This window comes from Sphingomonas sp. AC411 (assembly GCF_979253035.1).
This window is the reverse complement of record NZ_CEEDAQ010000001.1, coordinates 1454978-1471969: the sequence shown is the minus strand read 5'-3', so window position 1 is coordinate 1471969 and position 16992 is coordinate 1454978. Positions and strand designations below refer to the sequence as shown.

Annotated in this window: 8 protein-coding genes and 6 pseudogenes; 9 read left to right on the top strand and 5 right to left on the bottom strand. The window is 67.2% G+C overall.

The window, feature by feature from the left end; all coding sequences use genetic code 11:
- Positions 1–115: 115 nt before the first annotated feature.
- From AC0IX7_RS07435 to AC0IX7_RS07425, 3 pseudogenes are all read right to left on the bottom strand, one after another.
- Positions 116–1377, bottom strand: a pseudogene (locus AC0IX7_RS07435) (DUF3526 domain-containing protein).
- A pseudogene (locus AC0IX7_RS07430) lies at positions 1377–2812 on the bottom strand (DUF3526 domain-containing protein). The pseudogenes AC0IX7_RS07435 and AC0IX7_RS07430 overlap by 1 nt, the downstream one beginning before the upstream one ends.
- Positions 2809–3536, bottom strand: a pseudogene (locus tag AC0IX7_RS07425) (ABC transporter ATP-binding protein). The pseudogenes AC0IX7_RS07430 and AC0IX7_RS07425 overlap by 4 nt, the downstream one beginning before the upstream one ends.
- A gap of 172 nt (positions 3537–3708) precedes the next feature.
- On the opposite strand from AC0IX7_RS07425, the pseudogene AC0IX7_RS07420 reads away from it, so the two are divergent.
- A pseudogene (locus tag AC0IX7_RS07420) lies at positions 3709–5885 on the top strand (TonB-dependent siderophore receptor).
- 3 nt (positions 5886–5888) lie between these two features.
- Positions 5889–7682 (top strand): annotated as a pseudogene (locus tag AC0IX7_RS07415) (M14 family metallopeptidase).
- 378 nt (positions 7683–8060) lie between these two features.
- Here the strand turns inward: AC0IX7_RS07415 and AC0IX7_RS07410 are convergent.
- Entirely contained in the window at positions 8061–8231 is a 171-nt protein-coding gene (locus tag AC0IX7_RS07410) for a hypothetical protein (protein WP_471811035.1), read from the bottom strand.
- A 130-nt stretch (positions 8232–8361) separates the two neighbouring features.
- On the opposite strand from AC0IX7_RS07410, the gene AC0IX7_RS07405 reads away from it, so the two are divergent.
- From AC0IX7_RS07405 to AC0IX7_RS07375, 7 genes and pseudogenes are all read left to right on the top strand, one after another.
- A complete protein-coding gene (locus tag AC0IX7_RS07405; RefSeq protein ID WP_471811033.1) occupies positions 8362–9414 on the top strand; it encodes an efflux RND transporter periplasmic adaptor subunit in 1053 nt (350 codons plus the stop codon).
- Between the two features lies 1 nt (position 9415).
- A pseudogene (locus tag AC0IX7_RS07400) lies at positions 9416–12532 on the top strand (efflux RND transporter permease subunit).
- Between the two features lie 91 nt (positions 12533–12623).
- On the top strand, positions 12624–13925 hold the full coding sequence (locus AC0IX7_RS07395) for an efflux transporter outer membrane subunit (RefSeq protein WP_471811031.1): 1302 nt from the start codon (positions 12624–12626) through the stop codon (positions 13923–13925).
- Positions 13922–14164, top strand: coding sequence for a hypothetical protein (locus tag AC0IX7_RS07390; protein WP_471811029.1), 243 nt, complete (start codon positions 13922–13924; stop codon positions 14162–14164). The genes AC0IX7_RS07395 and AC0IX7_RS07390 overlap by 4 nt, the downstream gene beginning before the upstream one ends.
- The gene (locus AC0IX7_RS07385; RefSeq protein ID WP_471811028.1) at positions 14157–14882 is read left to right on the top strand and encodes a response regulator; all 726 of its coding nucleotides are present in this window, start codon (positions 14157–14159) and stop codon (positions 14880–14882) included. The genes AC0IX7_RS07390 and AC0IX7_RS07385 overlap by 8 nt, the downstream gene beginning before the upstream one ends.
- Positions 14879–15181, top strand: coding sequence for a hypothetical protein (locus AC0IX7_RS07380; RefSeq protein WP_471811027.1), 303 nt, complete (start codon positions 14879–14881; stop codon positions 15179–15181). The genes AC0IX7_RS07385 and AC0IX7_RS07380 overlap by 4 nt, the downstream gene beginning before the upstream one ends.
- Entirely contained in the window at positions 15178–16245 is a 1068-nt protein-coding gene (locus AC0IX7_RS07375; RefSeq protein WP_471811025.1) for an ATP-binding protein, read from the top strand. The genes AC0IX7_RS07380 and AC0IX7_RS07375 overlap by 4 nt, the downstream gene beginning before the upstream one ends.
- 74 nt (positions 16246–16319) lie before the next feature.
- Here the strand turns inward: AC0IX7_RS07375 and AC0IX7_RS07370 are convergent, their stop codons facing one another.
- Complete coding sequence (locus AC0IX7_RS07370) at positions 16320–16736, bottom strand: discoidin domain-containing protein (RefSeq protein ID WP_471813790.1); 417 nt, start codon at positions 16734–16736, stop codon at positions 16320–16322.
- Positions 16737–16992 lie beyond the last annotated feature (256 nt).

Here is a 16992-nt window from a genome sequence, read left to right as displayed (position 1 = left end):
GATTGCGAGGGCATGCGGTCAGCCACCGGCGCGGACCACACCGTCAAGATCGAGAACCGCCGCCGACGACGGCGGTTCTCGATCGAGGGCCATGCCGCGGACCGCGCCTTTGCCGTCAGCTACGATCTCGATCGTCGAAGCGGGGCGCGCGGTCGAAATCGGTTTTGCCGAACGGTCGGTCGCGGAAGAGGTAGCCGTAATAGAAGGTGCGCAGACGGTGGTGGAACGCGCGGATACGGTCCTGATAGGCGAGCTGCGCCGTCAGGTCGGTGTGCGCGATCCGGGTCAGCAGCGCCTGCACGCCCACCGAAGGCAGCACCCAGCCGAGCGCGCGCGCCGCGGCATCGCGCGCTTCCAGGCCTTGGCGATAGGCGCGAACTGCGGGGGCGACGCTTTCGTCACCATTCTCGTGGAAGGCCAGATACCATTTATAGTGGAACTCGGGCCCGAGCGGCGCTGAATCCGCCCATTCGGGATGACGGGCGTAGAAGCGCCGCATCGTGGCTTCGCGGGGCACGTCCCACGCGCCGTTAACCGCTTCACGCTGCGCCATCGCGATCTCCGCCCCCTGATTGACGGGGATCGCGGCGTTGATCGCGACGTTGCACAAGGTCGGAACGATCAGCACCAGCACGAGCCATGCCGCCGCCAACGCCGCCGCGTTGGCGACCGAACTCCAGCGCAGCCGGCCGATCAGCGCGGCGAGTACGATCCAGAACAGCAGATAGGCGGCGACCACCGCAAGGACGATCAGGATCAATGCGAAGCCGACCCCGCGAATGCCGCGGCGATACCGAAGGGTATGCCGAGCGCGCTCAAAGTCAGCAGGAAGCGAAGCAGCGTCCGCCGGCGCCACAGCGCACGGCCCCGTTCGGCAACGCGTCGAGCATGCGCTGCCGCCCCGCCTCGCGCTCGGCCGACCTGAGATCGTGAAACAGCGCGATCACGAACAACGGCGCGAGGAACACCAGCACGAAGGCGAAATCGAACCGGCCGGGCAAGGCGAGTTCGGGATTGAAAGTGTCGCCGTCGTAGATCTGCGCCTCGAGCCCAAGCGCGCGGACCCGCAGGATGTACGGCGAAACGTCGCGCATGCCGAGCGCAGCGAAGGCGAGCAGCGCGAGGCGCATCCCAGGTCGGGTGGAAGCTGTAATAGGCGGCGCTCCCGGCATCCTTGGTACGATCGACATAGTCGGCGATCGCCCCGATATCCTCGGCCTGGGCGGCCGGGATGGCGGCGATAGCGGCGCGCTGGCGGGCGACTTCGGCCATCCCCATCGCAAGGGCGGCCACCGTCAGCAGCGCGAGCAGGGCCAGCGCGCCGACCGTCAGGCGCTGGCGCAGCAACAGCCGGAATTCATAGCGGAACAGGCCCATCATCGTGCTCCCAGTCGACGCGACGCGACCATCAGCAGGATCAGCGCCCCCGCCAGCCAGGCGAACACGATGGCCAGCCCGGGCAGTGCGGCGGCGGCGAGTGCGCGACCGTCGGGCGCGATGAACCGGAAGTCCGGCATGGCCTGCCAATTGCGCGCGGAGACCCGCTTGCGCCGGTCCGCGACGGCATCGGTCGCGCCGTCGTCGGCATAGCTGACGTCCTCCATCTGCATCCGGTTCAGCCGCTGGACGAGCGCATAGCGATAGGCCTCCGCCTGCTCCAGGAACCGCTGGTGCCCGGCAAGATCGGTGCCCGCGGCGGCCATCGACAAGGACCGCAGTGCGATGGTCGGGCTCAGCAACCCCACCGCGTCGACCAGGGCATTCTGTCGCGTCTGCGCGACGTGGTTCGCGGTCGCATAGCGGCCATAGACCGCCGAGGTCAGCCGCTCGCCCTCGATGCCGACCGCACCCTTGTAGTTGATCGGCAGATCCTCGACTTTCGCGACGCCGTAGCGCGCGAGCAGCGCCCGCTTGAACTGCGCGAAATGGGGATCGTCGGGATTGTGGCTGTCCCCCATCGTACGCAGGTCGCGCGCGACCGCGACTTCGGTCTGGAGCCGGTTGGTCAGGGGAACCGCGGCGCTGGCGAGATCGGGTGCGACGCGCGGCAACAGCACCACCGCGACCGCCCACACTGCGACCAGCGCGAGCAGCGCGTCGCGGCTACGGCGGACCGACGCCGATACGAGCAAGATCAGCACCGTCCACAACGCCAGATAGCCGCCATAGCCGAGCGCGATTGCGAGCATCGGCCAACCCAGCACACCGGGCTGGGCCGTGATCGCGACCAAGCCGATCATCGCCGGCAGCCCGGCGAGCAGCGCCGCCGCACCCAGCGCCAGCAGCTTGCCGCGAACGATCTGCCCGCGGCCGGCACCTTGCAGCATCAGCGCGCGCACCGTGCCGCGTTCGGTCTCCGCGCCAGCGCGCCATAGCCCAGGAAGATCAGCAGCAACGGCGCAACCACCTGCAGCACGAAGGCAGGGGTCAGCTGGCCGAAGCGCACCAGCAACGAGCTTTGTCGCACATCGCCGAAATTGGCGCTGTTCTGGCGATGCCCCTCGAGGAACATACTGTTGCCCGTGAACGCATCCACGCCAGGATCGAACGCGGCGAGCGGCCCCAGCGGGCGGAAGATGAACGTGCCGTAATGGACGACACGGTGAGGGTGCCGGTCGGGCTGCGCCTTGAACGCCGTCTCTGCCGCCTCGGCCTGACGCGCGCGCAGCTCGGCGATCCCGCGCTGGTGCGCCCAGGAACTGGCGACCGCGACCAATGTCAGCAGCACGACCAGGACGAAGGCGATGATGGCAACGCGGTTGCGCGTCATCAGGCGGATTTCGTCGCGCGCGATCAGTCCGACCGCGCTCATGCCGCCAACCGATCGCCGCCGAGCTGGAAACGGGCGTGCAGCGCGCGAACGTCGAACCGCTCGGGGCCGTCCGCCCGCACTTCGTGCGCGACGCGTCCCGCTTCCAGAAAGGCGATGCGGTCGGCGATGTCCGCGGCGGAGAGAAGGTCGTGCGTCACCATCAATATGGCGGTGCCCCGTTCCCGCACCTGCAAGAGCAGCTGGGAGAAGTCGGCGGTCGCGCGCGGATCGAGCCCCGATGTCGGCTCGTCCAGCAGCAGTACCGGCACCCGTCGCAGCAGCGCGACGGCGATCGCGACCTTCTGCCGCATCCCCTTGGAGAAGCCCCCGAGCCGCTGGTGCCACGCCTGATCCTGCAAACCGGCCGCAGCAAGCGCCGCGGTGATGGCATCATGCCCCTGGCGCTCGCCGGAAGCGCGAGCAGATAATCGGCGTTCTCGACCGCCGTCAGATGCTCGTACAGCGCGACATTCTCCGGCAGATACGCAATCCGCCGTCGCACCGCGTCGGGATCGGTCGCCGGATCCATCCCACAAACCTCGACCCTCCCCGATCGCGCCCGCGTGAATCCGAGCAATGTCGACAGGGTCGTCGACTTGCCGGCGCCATTGCCACCCAGCAACGCGGTAATGCTGCCCGCCGGTACGCGCAGCGACAGTCCGTTGAGGACGTCATGCGTATCGTACGCGAACGTCAGATCGTCGATCAGGATCGGTTCGGTCATCGGGCCTGTCAAATCCTCGGCAATGAACATGGACGCTCAATGCCCGGTCGAGGCCTGTGTAACAAGATATCATTGACGATGTTACATCATAACCTTCATAGGCGGGCCAGTTCGGAGCGTCGCCGCGCTCCCGATCCGCATTGCCGAAGGGGATATTGTCTTGCGTCTGTCCATGCGTGCCGCCTCGATGGCCGGTGCCATTCCGCTTGCCATGGCCTTGTCTTACGCACCTGCCGTTGCGCAGTCGGACGAGGAAGGCCGGTCCGAACGCGGCCGGTCCGAACGCGGCCGAACCGAAAATGAGCGCGAGGAAATCACGGTGACCGGGGTTCGGCAGCCGTATCGCGGCAACTTCGCACTACGCGAGATCCCGCAGGCGATCACGACGATCGACGACACGGTGATCGCCGAAAATGCCATCACGCGCCTGACCGACGCGCTCGACCTGAACGCATCGGTGGTGCGGCAAGAACACGCTGGGCGGGCTGTGGGACAGCTTTGCGGTGCGCGGCTTTGCCGGCGACGAGAATCTGCCGAGCGGCTATCTGGTCAACGGGTTCAACGCCGGACGCGGGTTCAGCGGGCACGCGCGACGTGGCGGGGATCGAGCGTGTCGAGGTGCTGAAGGGACCGGCGGCCGCGGTGCTGGGCCGCGGCGAACCCGGTGGCTCGATCAACCTGGTGACCAAGCAGGCGGAGCTCGGCCGGACGTTCGGCACCGCCTCGCTGCAATATCGCAGCTTCGACACCGTCCGTGCCGAGGGCGATGCGAACCTGGCGCTGACCGACACGCTGTCGGCGCGGCTGATCGGCTATGCCGAGAGCGGCGACACGTTCCGCGACACGGTGGCGCAGAAACGCTGGGGCTTCCTCCCGTCGATCGGCCTGAAGCTGGGCGATGCCACGCGCGTCACGTATGATTTCGAATGGACGCGCGTCGAGGTGCCATTCGACCGCGGCATCGTTGTGCTGAACAACGATTTCGACACGGTGCCGCGCTCGCGGTTCCTGGGCGAACCGAGCGACGGCGACACCGTCGCGCGCGCCACCGGCCACCAGTTGCGTCTCCAGCACGACTTCAGCGACAGGTGGTCGCTGTCGGTGGGCGCCAGCCACCGCGACACGCGGCTGACGGGCGCATCGTCGGACGCCGAGACCCTGCGCTCGCGCCAGAAGCTCTATATCGACGGTCGATCGCTGTCGCGGCAGCGGCGCACCCGCCAATACACCTCCGAGCACAGCGTGCTGCGCGCCGAACTGGCCGGCGAGTTCGCCACGGGGGCGCTGCGTCACCGCGTCCTGATGGGCGGGGATTTCGACTATTTCGATACCGACCAGCTGTTCACGCGCTATCGCGGGCCGGTGGTGAGCGCGACCACGACCGATCAGGCGGGCTATGTGCTTGATCTCCAGACCCCGGTTTATGGCCGCTATCCGGTGCCCGCCACCGCGCCGATCACCAATCGGCTCGACGTACAGCGAACGATGGGCGCCTATGTCCAGGATCAGATCAACCTGACCGATCGGTTGCAGGTGCGTGTCGGCGGTCGCTACGACGACTTTCTGCTCCGCGTCGACAATCGGCTGACAAACGTGCTGGGTCGGCGCAAGCGCAGCCGATTCAGTCCGCAGGCCGGGATCGTCTATGAACTCAGCACGCCGCTCTCGCTCTATGCCGCGTATGGCGAGGGCTACCGCGCCAATATCGGTGCCGACGCTAACGGCAACGTGTTCGAGCCCGAAACCAGCAAGTCGATCGAGGCCGGGGTGAAGCTGACCGCGCTGGGTGGCCGGCTGACGGGCACGCTGGCGGCCTATCAGCTCGAGAAATCGAACGTGCTGGCCACCGACACCGCAAACCCCGGTTTCTCGATCGCGATCGGCAAGGCGCGCAGCCGCGGGATCGAGGCCGATCTCAACGGCCGTCTGCCCGGCGGGATCGAACTGCTGCTGAGCTATGCCTATACCGATGCCGAGGCGCGGTCGCGTGTGCTCGACCCGAACTTCTCGTTCCAGATCGAGCCGGGCGACCCGCTGATCAACATCCCGAAGCACAATCTCAACCTGCAGGCGGCCAAGCGCTTCAAGGCGGGGTCGCGCGACATGCTGGTGGGTGCCGGTGTCCAGCATGTCGGTGCGCGCAACGGCGAGACCGGGACCGACTTCACGCTGCCCTCGCACACGCTGTTCCGCGTGTTCGGTCAGGCCGACCTGATCGACGGGGTGCAGCTGTTCGGCTCGATCGCCAACCTGTTCGACGACCAATGGTACGCGAACAGCTATTCGCCCGTCTGGGTGCAGCCGGGGACCCCGCGCACCGCCACGATCGGCCTGCGCGCCAGCTTCTGAGTAATGATCCCCATGCGTCTTATCGCCCTCGCTATCATCGCCCTGTCCGCCGCGTCCTCGGCGCAAACGCCGACACCGCTACCGGGGCTGCCGGCCGCGATCCTGCCGCCGGTGCAGTCCTGGTCGGGCGGTAGCGAGCGTCTTATCGTTGCGGCGAACGATCCGTGGATCACCCCGGCCGAACGCGCGGGCTTCGCGACGACGCCGCGCTATGCGGAGACGCGCGCTTGGCTGGAACGGCTCGCCGCCGCGTCGCCGCTGATCCGGGTCGAGACGTTCGGCCGTACCGCGCAGGGGCGCGACATGCTCATGGTCCGCGCCAGCAAGGTGGCGCGGGGAAACCCGTCGTCCTGATCCAGGCGGGCATCCACTCCGGCGAGATCGACGGCAAGGACGCAGGGCTGATGCTGCTCCGCGACATCGCGCTCAGGGGCAAGGACAGCCTGCTCGATTCGGTCGATCTGGTGTTCGTGCCGATCTACAATATCGACGGGCACGAGGCGTCGAGCCGCTGGAACTTCCCGGCGCTGCGCGGACCGTCGGAAAAGGGCTATGTCGCCACCGCGCGCGGCATCAACCTGAACCGCGATTACGCCAAGGCCGACGCACCGGAGACGCGCGCGATGATCGCGTTGCTGCGGCGGCTCGATCCGATCCTCTATGTCGATTGCCATGTCAGTGACGGCTTCGATATGCAGTATGACATCACCTTCACCTATGCCGGCTGGGGGCGCTACGCCTATCACCGCGCCACGGCCGACTGGCTGACGAAGCGGTTCGGCCCGACGGTGACGACGGCACTCGAGCGCGCCGGGCATATACCGACGCTCTACCCGAGCCCGATCGACACGCGCGATCCCGCCAAGGGCATCCGCCAGGCGCCCGAGGGCCCGCGCTATTCAACCGGCTATGGCGATTTCATCGGCGTGCCGACCGTGCTGGTCGAGAACCACATGCTCAAACCCTATCGGCAGCGCGTGCTTGGCACCTATGTCCTGCTCGAAGCGGCGCTGAAACTGGCCGCAACCGACCGGGACCGGATCGTCGCGGCGAAAGCAACCGACCGTGCGAGCCGACCGGCCACGATGCTCGCGCGCTGGAAGCCCGCCGCGACGCCGATCGGCTGGATCGAGCGGTTCAAGGGCATCGGCTTCGAAACCTATCGCTCCCCGGCGAGCGGACGGATGGAACAGCGCTGGACGGGCAAGTCGATCACATTCCGCATGCCGATCATCGGCCAGGACCCGGTCGAAACGGTGACTCTGCCGACCGCCTGGTGGGTCCCGGCGGAGCAGACCGAGATACTCGATCGCCTCCGCCTCCACGGCATACGGTTCGATCGGATCACGGACCCGCGGACGCTGACGCTCGACCGCGTCCACCTGCGCGATGCGGTGGTGCAGCGCGCGCATGACGGACGGCTGCCGCTCAAGGCATCGTTCGAGCACGTCCCCGCGACCGAGACGCTCCCCGCCGGTACGGTCCGCGTCCCGTCCGACCAGCCGCTCGGCCTGCTCGCTGCCGCGTTGCTGGAGCCGGAAGCCCCGGACTCCCTGCTAGCCTGGGGCTTTTCCGGAGATGCTCTCGTCTCCACCGGGCGCGGAAGACTTCGTCCGCGCGCCACTAGCCGAGGCGCTTCTGGCGTCGGACGAGACCGTCAGAACCGCGTTCACGGCGAAACTGGCGGATGACCCTGCGTTCGCCAGAGACCCGGAAGCACGGCTCGATTGGCTTATGGAGCGCCTTCCCGATCACAAAACCGGGCATCTGACGTACCCGATCCTGCGGGAACGTTGAGGGGTTTGTCGAACGAGCGATTGGTCAACGGCGAGCACGAATAGCTGAAGCCCCAGTCACCAATGCAATCGACAATATGTGTTTGTCGCCTCGAGACGATCCAGTTGCGGGCTGCCCACCATAGGTTCCAGCCGACCGTATCGAAAACAGGGGCGGCTCATCATAGCGCCGCGCACACGACCGCAGATAGGGTACAACAATTCAGCAAACGGAGTGCGCGAGTAAAGTCGTCGCATTGAGCATCTCACCGGTTTAACCGTGCGGCTCGTCGAGACTAGCGGCCTGATACAAACGCTTACATCATCTTACCCCGCATACATGTTTGGCGGGAGCCGCGTCGGCTACCGGACCGGACCACCATGAGGTTCGGTCGATATGCTAGCTTTTGAAATCGCCGCCGTCATGGCGGCCGCTGCCCAGCGGCACGCCGCCGAGGCGCTCGATCCGGCCACGCGATCGAGCCAATGCCGCCTTGCCGCCTTTCGCAAGGCGAGCATGGCCGGCAGCGCCGATCCGATCGCGCGTTGCAAGCGCCTCCATCGCAACCACTGAAACGGCATCATCATGCTATTTATGACGACGCGCCGCGCGCTACCGCTGCTGCTGACTTTTCGCTCGCCGCCTGTGGCGGTGCGGAAAAGGCGGTCCCCCTCGACAGGGGCCGGTCGAGGTCGGCGTCGTGACGTTGACCGCGCAGCCCGTGACCACCACGACCGAGCTGACCGGCCGCATCACCGCGACCGCGGTGGCAGATGTCCGGCCCCAGGTCGACGGGATCATCAAGGCCCGGTTGTTCACCGAAGGTACGACGGTCCGTGCCGGGCAGCCGCTCTACCAGATCGATCCGCGCCTCTATCGCGCGACCCGCGACCAGACCGCCGCACAGCTGGCCAGTGCGCAGGCATCGGCGGCCACCGCGCAGGCGAAGGTGGCACGCTACAATCGGCTCCAGACCGCCGATGCGGTCGCGCGGCAGGATGTCGACGACGCGGTCGCCGCCGACCGCGAGGCCGAGGCGAGCATCGCGCAATATCGCGCGAGCCTGCGGACCGCGAACGTCAATCTCGGCTTTACGCGGGTCTACGCGCCGATCTCGGGCCGGATCGGTCGGTCGGCCTTTACCGTGGGCGCGCTGGTGTCCGCCGCGCAGACCTCCGCGCTGGCGACGATCTCGCAGCTCGACCCGATCTATGTCGATATCCAGCAATCAAGCACCGCGCTGCTCGACCTGCGCGAGAGCCTTGCCAGCGGCGATGTGCTGCCGGCCAGCACGACCGTCCGCCTCGTGCTGGAGAATGGACGCGTCTATCCGCAGGCCGGGACGATCCAATTCGGCGAGGTCAGCGTCGACACCACGACCGGCACGGTGACGCTGCGGGCTCGCTTTCCGAACCCGCAGGGTATCCTGCTGCCGGGTATGTTCGTCCGGCTGACCGTGCCCCAGACGATCGTCCGCAACGGAATCCTCGCGCCGCAGCAGGGGATCACCCGCGATGCGAAGGGCAATGCGACGGCACTGGTCGTCGGCGCGGACAACAAGGTCGCGCTGCGCCAGGTCACCACCGGGCAGGCCGTCGGGGCACAGTGGCTGATCACCGCGGGGCTAAGGACCGGCGACCGGCTGATCGTCCAGGGCACCGACAAGGCGCAGCCCGGGGCGACCGTGAAGGCCGTGACCGTCACCACGGGCACCACCGCCGCCGGCACCACCAACCCCGGGACCACCAACTGAGATGGGTATCAGCCGCTTCTTCGTCGAACGCCCGATCTTCGCATGGGTGATCGCGATCGTCATCATGCTGGGCGGGGTCGTCGGCTTGCGCTCGCTGCCGATCGCGCAATATCCCGATGTCGCGCCACCGACCATCTCGATCAATGCGACGTATCCCGGAGCATCGGCCGAAACGCTCGAGACCAGCGTGACGCAGGTGATCGAGCAGCAGCTGACCGGCATCGACGGCCTGCAATATTTCCAGTCCAGCTCGGACTCGTCGGGATCGGCGTCGATTACCGTTACCTTCGTCAAGGGGACCGATCCCGACATCGCGCAGGTCCAGGTCCAGAACAAGGTTCAGCAGGCCACCGCGCGGCTGCCGTCCGCGGTCACCGCGCAGGGCGTTACCGTGACCAAGTCGAACAGCGACTTCCTGCTGATCGTCGCGCTGTACGACAAGACCGACAAGGCGACCGGCAGCGACGTCGCCGACTATCTGGTCAGCAATTTCCAGGATGATATCGCGCGCGTCAGCGGCGTTGGCCAGAGCCAGGTGTTCGGCGCGGAATATGCGATGCGGATCTGGCTGGACCCGACCAAGCTCGCCGCCGTCCAGCTGATGCCGTCGGACGTCCAGTCGGCGATCACGGCGCAGAATGTCGATGTCTCGGCGGGACAGGTAGGTGCGCTGCCCGCGGTGAAAGGGCAGATGCTGAACGCCACCGTGCGCGCCAAGTCGCGGCTGTCGACCCCCGATCAGTTCCGCCAGATCGTGGTCAAGACGAATACCGACGGCTCGGTGGTGCGGCTGGCCGATGTCGCGCGCGTCGAGCTGGGGCAGGAGAGCTACACGGCCTCCGCCAAGCTGAACGGGCATCCCGCGTCGGGCATGGCGATCCAGCTGGCGACGGGCGCCGATGCGCTGCAGACCGCAGCGGCGGTCAAGGCGCGCGTGGCCGAACTCTCGACCCGTCTGCCCGCCGGTTACACGATCGCCTATCCGCGCGACACCACCGCGTTCGTCAAGCTGTCGATCGAGGAGGTCATCGAGACGCTGGCGATCGCGATCGTCCTCGTGGTGGTCGTCATGTTCGCCTTCCTCCAGAGCTGGCGCGCGACGCTGATCCCGGCGATCGCGGTGCCGGTGGTGCTGCTCGGCACGTTCGGCGTGCTCGCGGTGTTCGGCTATTCGATCAACACGCTGACGCTGTTCGCGATGGTGCTGGCGATCGGCCTGCTGGTCGACGATGCGATCGTCGTGGTCGAGAATGTCGAGCGGGTGATGGCGGACGAAGGCCTGTCGCCCAAGGACGCCACGAACCGTTCGATGGGCGAGATCGGGTCCGCGCTGGTCGGCATCGCGCTGGTCCTGTCCGCGGTGTTCCTGCCGATGGCGTTCTTCGGCGGCTCGACCGGGGTCATCTATCGGCAATTCTCGATCACGATCGTCTCGGCGATGCTCCTGTCGGTGCTGGTCGCGCTGGTCCTGAGCCCGCGCTGACCGCGACGCTGCTGAAGCCCACGCACCTCGATCCGCTGGAACGCCGCGGCGCATTCGGAAAGTTCAACCGCTGGTTCGATCGCTCCACGCGGCGGTACGTGAATGGTACGCGGTCGGTCATCGGCCGGCGTTGGCTGCATCTGGCGATCGTCGGCGGCATCACCGTCGTCCTCGGTTTGCTGTTCGTCCGATTGCCCACGAGCTTTCTGCCGAGCGAGGATCAGGGGCAGATCATGGTGATGTATACGCTGCCGGCCGGCGCGACCAACGAGCGGACCGAGGCGGTCGGCAATCGGATCCAGAACTGGTTCTCGACCTCCGAAAAGGCGACGATCGCGGACGCCTTCACGATCAACGGCTTCGGCTTCAGCGGTTCGGGGCAGAATGCCGGCATGGCGTTCGCCAGCCTGGCGCCGTTCGACGAACGCAAACAGGCGAGCCAGAGCGCGACGGCGATCAACGGGCGCGCGATGCAGGCGTTCGGATCGATCCGCGATGCGACCATCATACCGCTCACGCCGCCCGCGATATCCGGCCTCGGCCAGTCGAACGGCTTCACGTTCGAACTGACCAACACCAGCGGGTTGAGCCGCGATGCGTTCGTGGGACTGCGCGACAAGCTGATCGCGGCGGCGAACAAGGACTCCAAGCTGGCCCGCGTCCGTGCCTCGACCTTGCCCGATACGCCGCAGCTGCGCGGTGTCGCTCGACGACGCCAAGCTCGCGGTGCTGGGGCTGACCGAAGCGGACGTGACCAATGCGCTGTCGAGCGCGTGGGGCGGCGTCTATGTCAACGACTTCGTCGACCGCGGCCGGGTGAAGCGCGTCTACATGCAGGCGGATGCGCCTTTCCGGATGCTGCCGGGCGACCTCGACGGCTGGTTCGTGCGCAACGCGAGCGGAACGATGGTGCCGTTCTCGGCGATCGCGACTTTGTCCTGGGAGAAGGGGCCGAACAGCGTCTCGCGCTTCAGCGGGCGGTCTTCCTACGAAATCCAGGGTGAGCCCGCGGACGGCGCGAGTTCGGGCGATGCGATGGCGGAGATGGTCAAGCTGCAGCGCGAGTTGGCGCCGGGTACAGGCTATGCCTGGGCGGGACTCTCGTTACAGGAGAACCAGGCGAGCGGGCAGGGGACGACGCTCTACGGCGTGTCGATCCTGATCGTCTTCCTCTGCCTCGCCGCGCTGTACGAAAGCTGGTCGGTGCCGATCGCGGTGCTGCTCGTGCTGCCGCTCGGGATCGTCGGCGCGGTGCTGGCGGTGACGATACGCGGGCTCGACAACGACATCTATTTCCAGGTCGGGTTGATCACCACGATCGGTCTCGCCGCCAAGAACGCGATCCTGATCGTGGAATTCGCCGAAGAGGCGCGGCGTGCCGGCAAGGACGTCGTGGATGCCGCGCTGGAGGCGGCGCGGACCCGGTTGCGGCCGATCCTGATGACCAGCCTCGCCTTCGTGTTCGGCGTGTTCCCGCTCGCGGTCGCCACCGGGGCGGGGGCCAATAGCCGGATCGCGATCGGCACCGCGGTGATCGGCGGCATGCTGACCGCCACCGCGCTCGCGATCTTCTACGTGCCGATGTTCTTCGTCGTCATCGCGCGGCTGTTCCACGGGCGAAAGGAAGCGGCATGATCGCGTTGCGTCGCGCGATGCTGTTGCTGGGGGCGAGTGCGCTCACCGGCTGCAACCTTGCCCCCATTACGTCCGCTCGGTCGCGGAGTCGGTGCCGCCGCAATGGCCATCGGGGGCTTCCTACGCCTCGACGGGCACCTCGACCAAGGCCGGGATGCCGTGGCGGTCGCTGGTCGTGGATGCCAAGCTGCGCACGGTGATCGAGCGAGCGCTCGCGCATAACCAGGATCTCGCCGCGGCGGTCGCCAATGTCGCGTCGGCACGCGCGCAATATCACGTGCAGCGGTCCGAGCAGCTTCCGACGCTGTCCGCCGATGCGGGAGCGACGATCACGCGCGCCGTCACCGGTGGCGGCACCGCATCGTCGGGGTCCACGACCCTCTTCACCGGCGATGTCGGCGTCAGCGGGTTCGTGATCGACCTGTTCGGGCGGCAGAAGAACCTTTCGAAAGCCGCATTCGAAACCTATCTGAGCACCGCCAGCGGCGCGCGCTCGACGCGGTTCACCGTCGTCTCGGAAACCGCGACCGCGTATCTGACGCTCGCCGCAGACCGCGACCTGCTCCAGGTGTCGCAGGATCAGGTGCGTAGCAGCGAGCGGACGGTGCGTTTGAACGAGGACCTGCACGACACCGGGCTGGTGAGCGGCGCCGACGTCGCCGATGCCCGCACGTTGCTGGCGCAGGCGCAGGCCGACGTGGCGCAGAACACGACGCAGGTCGCGCAGGACCGCAACGCGCTCGAGCTGCTCGTCGGCGGGTCGGTCGAGGACGCGCTGTTGCCGACCAGTCTCGGCGCGCTCGATGCGGGGATCGCCAATGTCCCCGCCGGGTTGTCGTCGAGCGTGTTGCTCGATCGGCCCGACGTGGTCGAGGCCGAGCACCAGCTGAAATCGGCGAACGCCAATGTCGGTGCGGCACGCGCGGCGTTCTTCCCGACGATTTCGCTGACCAGCATGCTCGGGCTGGCCAGCACCGCGTTGACCAGCCTTTTCTCGGGATCGACGTGGTCGGCGACGCCATCGGCCAGCATACCGATCCTTGGCGGTACCAATCGTGGCAACCTCGATTATGCGAGGGCGCAAGTCGACTATTACCTCGCGACCTATCGCAAGGCTGCGCAAACGGCCTATCGTGATGTTGCCGACGGTCTTGCCCGACGTGGTACGATCCTGCGTCAGCGACAGGCCCAGGCGGATCTCGTCGCCGCCGCGCAGAAGAGCTATTCGATCAGTGAGGCGCAGTACCGTGAAGGCACCGACAGCTTCCTCACCGCGCTCGTCGCGCAGCGGACGCTGTATTCGGCTCGTCAGACCGCGATCGCCGCCGACCTGACCGATCTGACCAACCGCGTGACGCTGTACGAGGCGATCGGTTCGGACGATTCGCTGTGACGAACCGAAGCCCTCCGCCCAAAACGGCCGACGAAGAGTTTCGCTATTGGTCGAAACGGTCGTGTGACGAGACGGCGCAGTTGCTCGCCGCGCATTCCGACATAGCGCGGGACGCGCATTCCGACGTCGCGCGGGACGCGCATTGGCGGCTTGCCGTGCTGTGCATCCGCCGGGCGCTGACCTATGCTCCTGCCGCGTCCGCGACCTGCGGCCCGAACATCTGGGACCATGATGACTGAGATTGCGACTGGGACTGTCGACCGCCCTCATCTCCTGATCGCCGATGACGACGCCGACATCCGCGATCTCGTGACCGCGCAGTTGATGCGCGAGGGCTATGCGCTCAGCGCGGCGGGCGACGTGTCCGGTATCCGCGCGACGCTCGCGGCAGGCGTCGTCGATCTGATCGTGCTGGATCTCGGTTTGCCCGACGGCGACGGTCTGACCCTGTGTCGCGAACTGCGAAGCGAGGGCTATGCGGGGGCGATCATCATGGTCACCGCCCGCGACAGCGCGATCGACCGGGTGCTGGGGCTGGAACTGGGCGCCGACGACTATCTCACCAAGCCGTTCGAACCGCGCGAGCTGACCGCCCGAATCCGCAACCTGCTCAGACGTGGCGCGCGCGAAACAGGTGCGGGCGCACCGGTCCGCTTCGCCGCGTTCGGGCGATGGCGGCTCGACCTGATCAAGCGCCGGCTGCTGGCGCCGGGCGACAGCGTGGTGATGCTGTCCACCGCCGAATTCGACATGCTGTCCCGCCTCGTCCAGTCGGTCGGTCGTCCGCTGTCTCGCGAGGCGCTGATACCGGCGCGGGCCGCGACCGCCGCGCACGATCGGACGATCGACAACCAGATCAGCCGGTTGCGCCAGAAGCTCAGCCCCGACGGCGAGGACTTGATCCTCACCGTTCGCGGCCAAGGTTATATGCTGGCCGCAACCGTGACCTTCGCATGACGCCGTGGCTCGCGCGCGGCGTTCGGTTCTTCGGCACGCTGACCGGGCGTATGGCGTTGACGCTGGCGACCGGCGTGGTGATCGCCTTGGTCGCGTCGATCCTGATCGCCGAGCGAGGCCGGCAGGCGGAATATGATCGCGGTCGCGAAGAACGCGTGGTGGCCAGTGCGCTCGATGTGATCAAGCGACTGAACCATGCCCCGGACGGCATGATCGCGAACCTGCGCGACGGTCGTCTGATCGGTGCGCAACTGCTACAAGGCGCGTCGATCCCGATCGCAACCCCGACGACGAGATGACCCGGAAGCTGGCCATGCGGGCGACGCCGGCATCACGACCCACGATCGCCCGCGTGTCCGGCATGGCCTGCCTGGGCGGCGACCCGTTCTGGACGCGGCCCCGGGCGGCGGGGTTCGATGCACCCCTGGCGCCGGATTGCTGGCTTCTGGCGGTGCGCGTGCAGGGACGTCCGGTCGCGATCGCGCTGGCTTTGCCTCATCTGCCCGCGCCACCCAGCTGGACGACGGATTGGCGGTTCCTGCTGCTGGTCTTCACTGCGGCGTTCATCCTCTCGCTGATCGTCGCACGCGTCGCTACAGCGCCGCTCTGGCGCTTGTCCGCCGCGGCCGAAGCGTTCGCCCGGTCGATCGACGCGGAGCCCGTGACGGAACGGGGCCCGAGCGACGTTCGCGCGGCGCTCGCCACCTTCAATCTCATGCAGGAACGGGTGAGGGCGGGCCTGCGCGAGCGGACCCGCATCCTCGCGGCGATCAGCCACGATCTCCAGACCCCGCTGACCCGCCTCCGTCTCCGTCTCGAACAGGTCGAGGACGAGGCCCTTCGCGAACGCCTGGTCGCGGATCTGTCGGCGACGCTGTCGATGGTGAAGCGCGGCCTGGATCTCGCGCGGAGCGGCGAAAGCGGCGAGGATTGGTCCTCCGTCGATATCGACTCGCTATTGTCGAGCCTTGCGGACGATGCCGCCGAATTCGGCCATGCCGTCTGCTTCACGCAGGGCTGCGGCAGCCTGGTGCGAGCGCGTCCCGATTCGCTTAACCGCTGCCTGTCGAACTTGATCGACAATGCGATCAAATATGGTGGCAATGCCGAGATCGCGGCCCGTCGCGCGCGGAAGGTCGTGATCATAACCGTCCGCGATCACGGTCTCGGGATGACGGAGACGATGCTGGCGCATGCCTTCGACCCGTTCGTCCGCGCGGACACGTCGCGATCAAGCGCGGACGGCACCGGGATCGGCCTCACCATCGCGCGCGCGCAAGCGGCCGCGACCGGGGCGATATTGTCGCTCGACAACCACCCGGACGGGGGCCTCGAAGCAACGCTGACCGTCACCAGGTCGTGATAACCTTCGACGAACGATCACCACGTGGTCGTGGTCGTGCAGTGCGGGCGAGGCTAAGTCGTCAGTCCGAGCCTCTATCCAAACAGGTCGATGCCGGCGATCGCCATATGATTTTTCGGCGCCGCCAGGCCGACGAACGTCATCCGTACATAGCCCGCGTCCGTCTTGGTGCCGAACAGGATGCGTTGCGGCGATAGCGCGTTGGCGATGTTCGAGAATTCGTCGGACGCGGCTTTGCTCCACGCTGTACCGTCAACGCTGGTTTCCACGACGAACCGCTTCGGTGGCGCGCTGTCCGTGTTCACGGCGCGCGACGGGGTGAGGATGAAGCCTGCCAGTCGTTGCGGCCTGGCGAGCTTGATCGTGACTGTCGCCGTCCCCGAGGCGGCGGCGACCGGAACCTGCCAGACGCTGCCCGGATCATTGTCGATCAAGGCCTCGGCGCCAGACCCCGTCGCGGCGACGATCGAGAGGTCGGAGGACGGCAGCACGTCGCGCGCACGGCCTTCGGGTAGTTTAACGGCAACCGGGGCGACCTGTCGGAACAGCGCAACTTCGCTGATCGCCGGGCATGCCTGGGCCGCGACGATCCGGAGGCGCAGCCGTCGTGCGACCACGGGAGTCGGCAGGCGGACGACGCGCTGCGCGGCAATGCATTCGCCGCGCGCGACTTCCGACCATCCCGCGCCGGAATCGATGTCGATCGCAAACCGGTCCACGCGCACGCCGAGCGGCAGGAACTCGCGG

Coding starts and splice junctions, on each gene's coding strand:
- AC0IX7_RS07385 (WP_471811028.1), top strand. CDS start 14,157: ATGACTGAGATTGCGACTGGGACTGTCGACCGCCCTCATCTCCTGATC.
- AC0IX7_RS07380 (WP_471811027.1), top strand. CDS start 14,879: ATGACGCCGTGGCTCGCGCGCGGCGTTCGGTTCTTCGGCACGCTGACC.
- AC0IX7_RS07375 (WP_471811025.1), top strand. CDS start 15,178: ATGACCCGGAAGCTGGCCATGCGGGCGACGCCGGCATCACGACCCACG.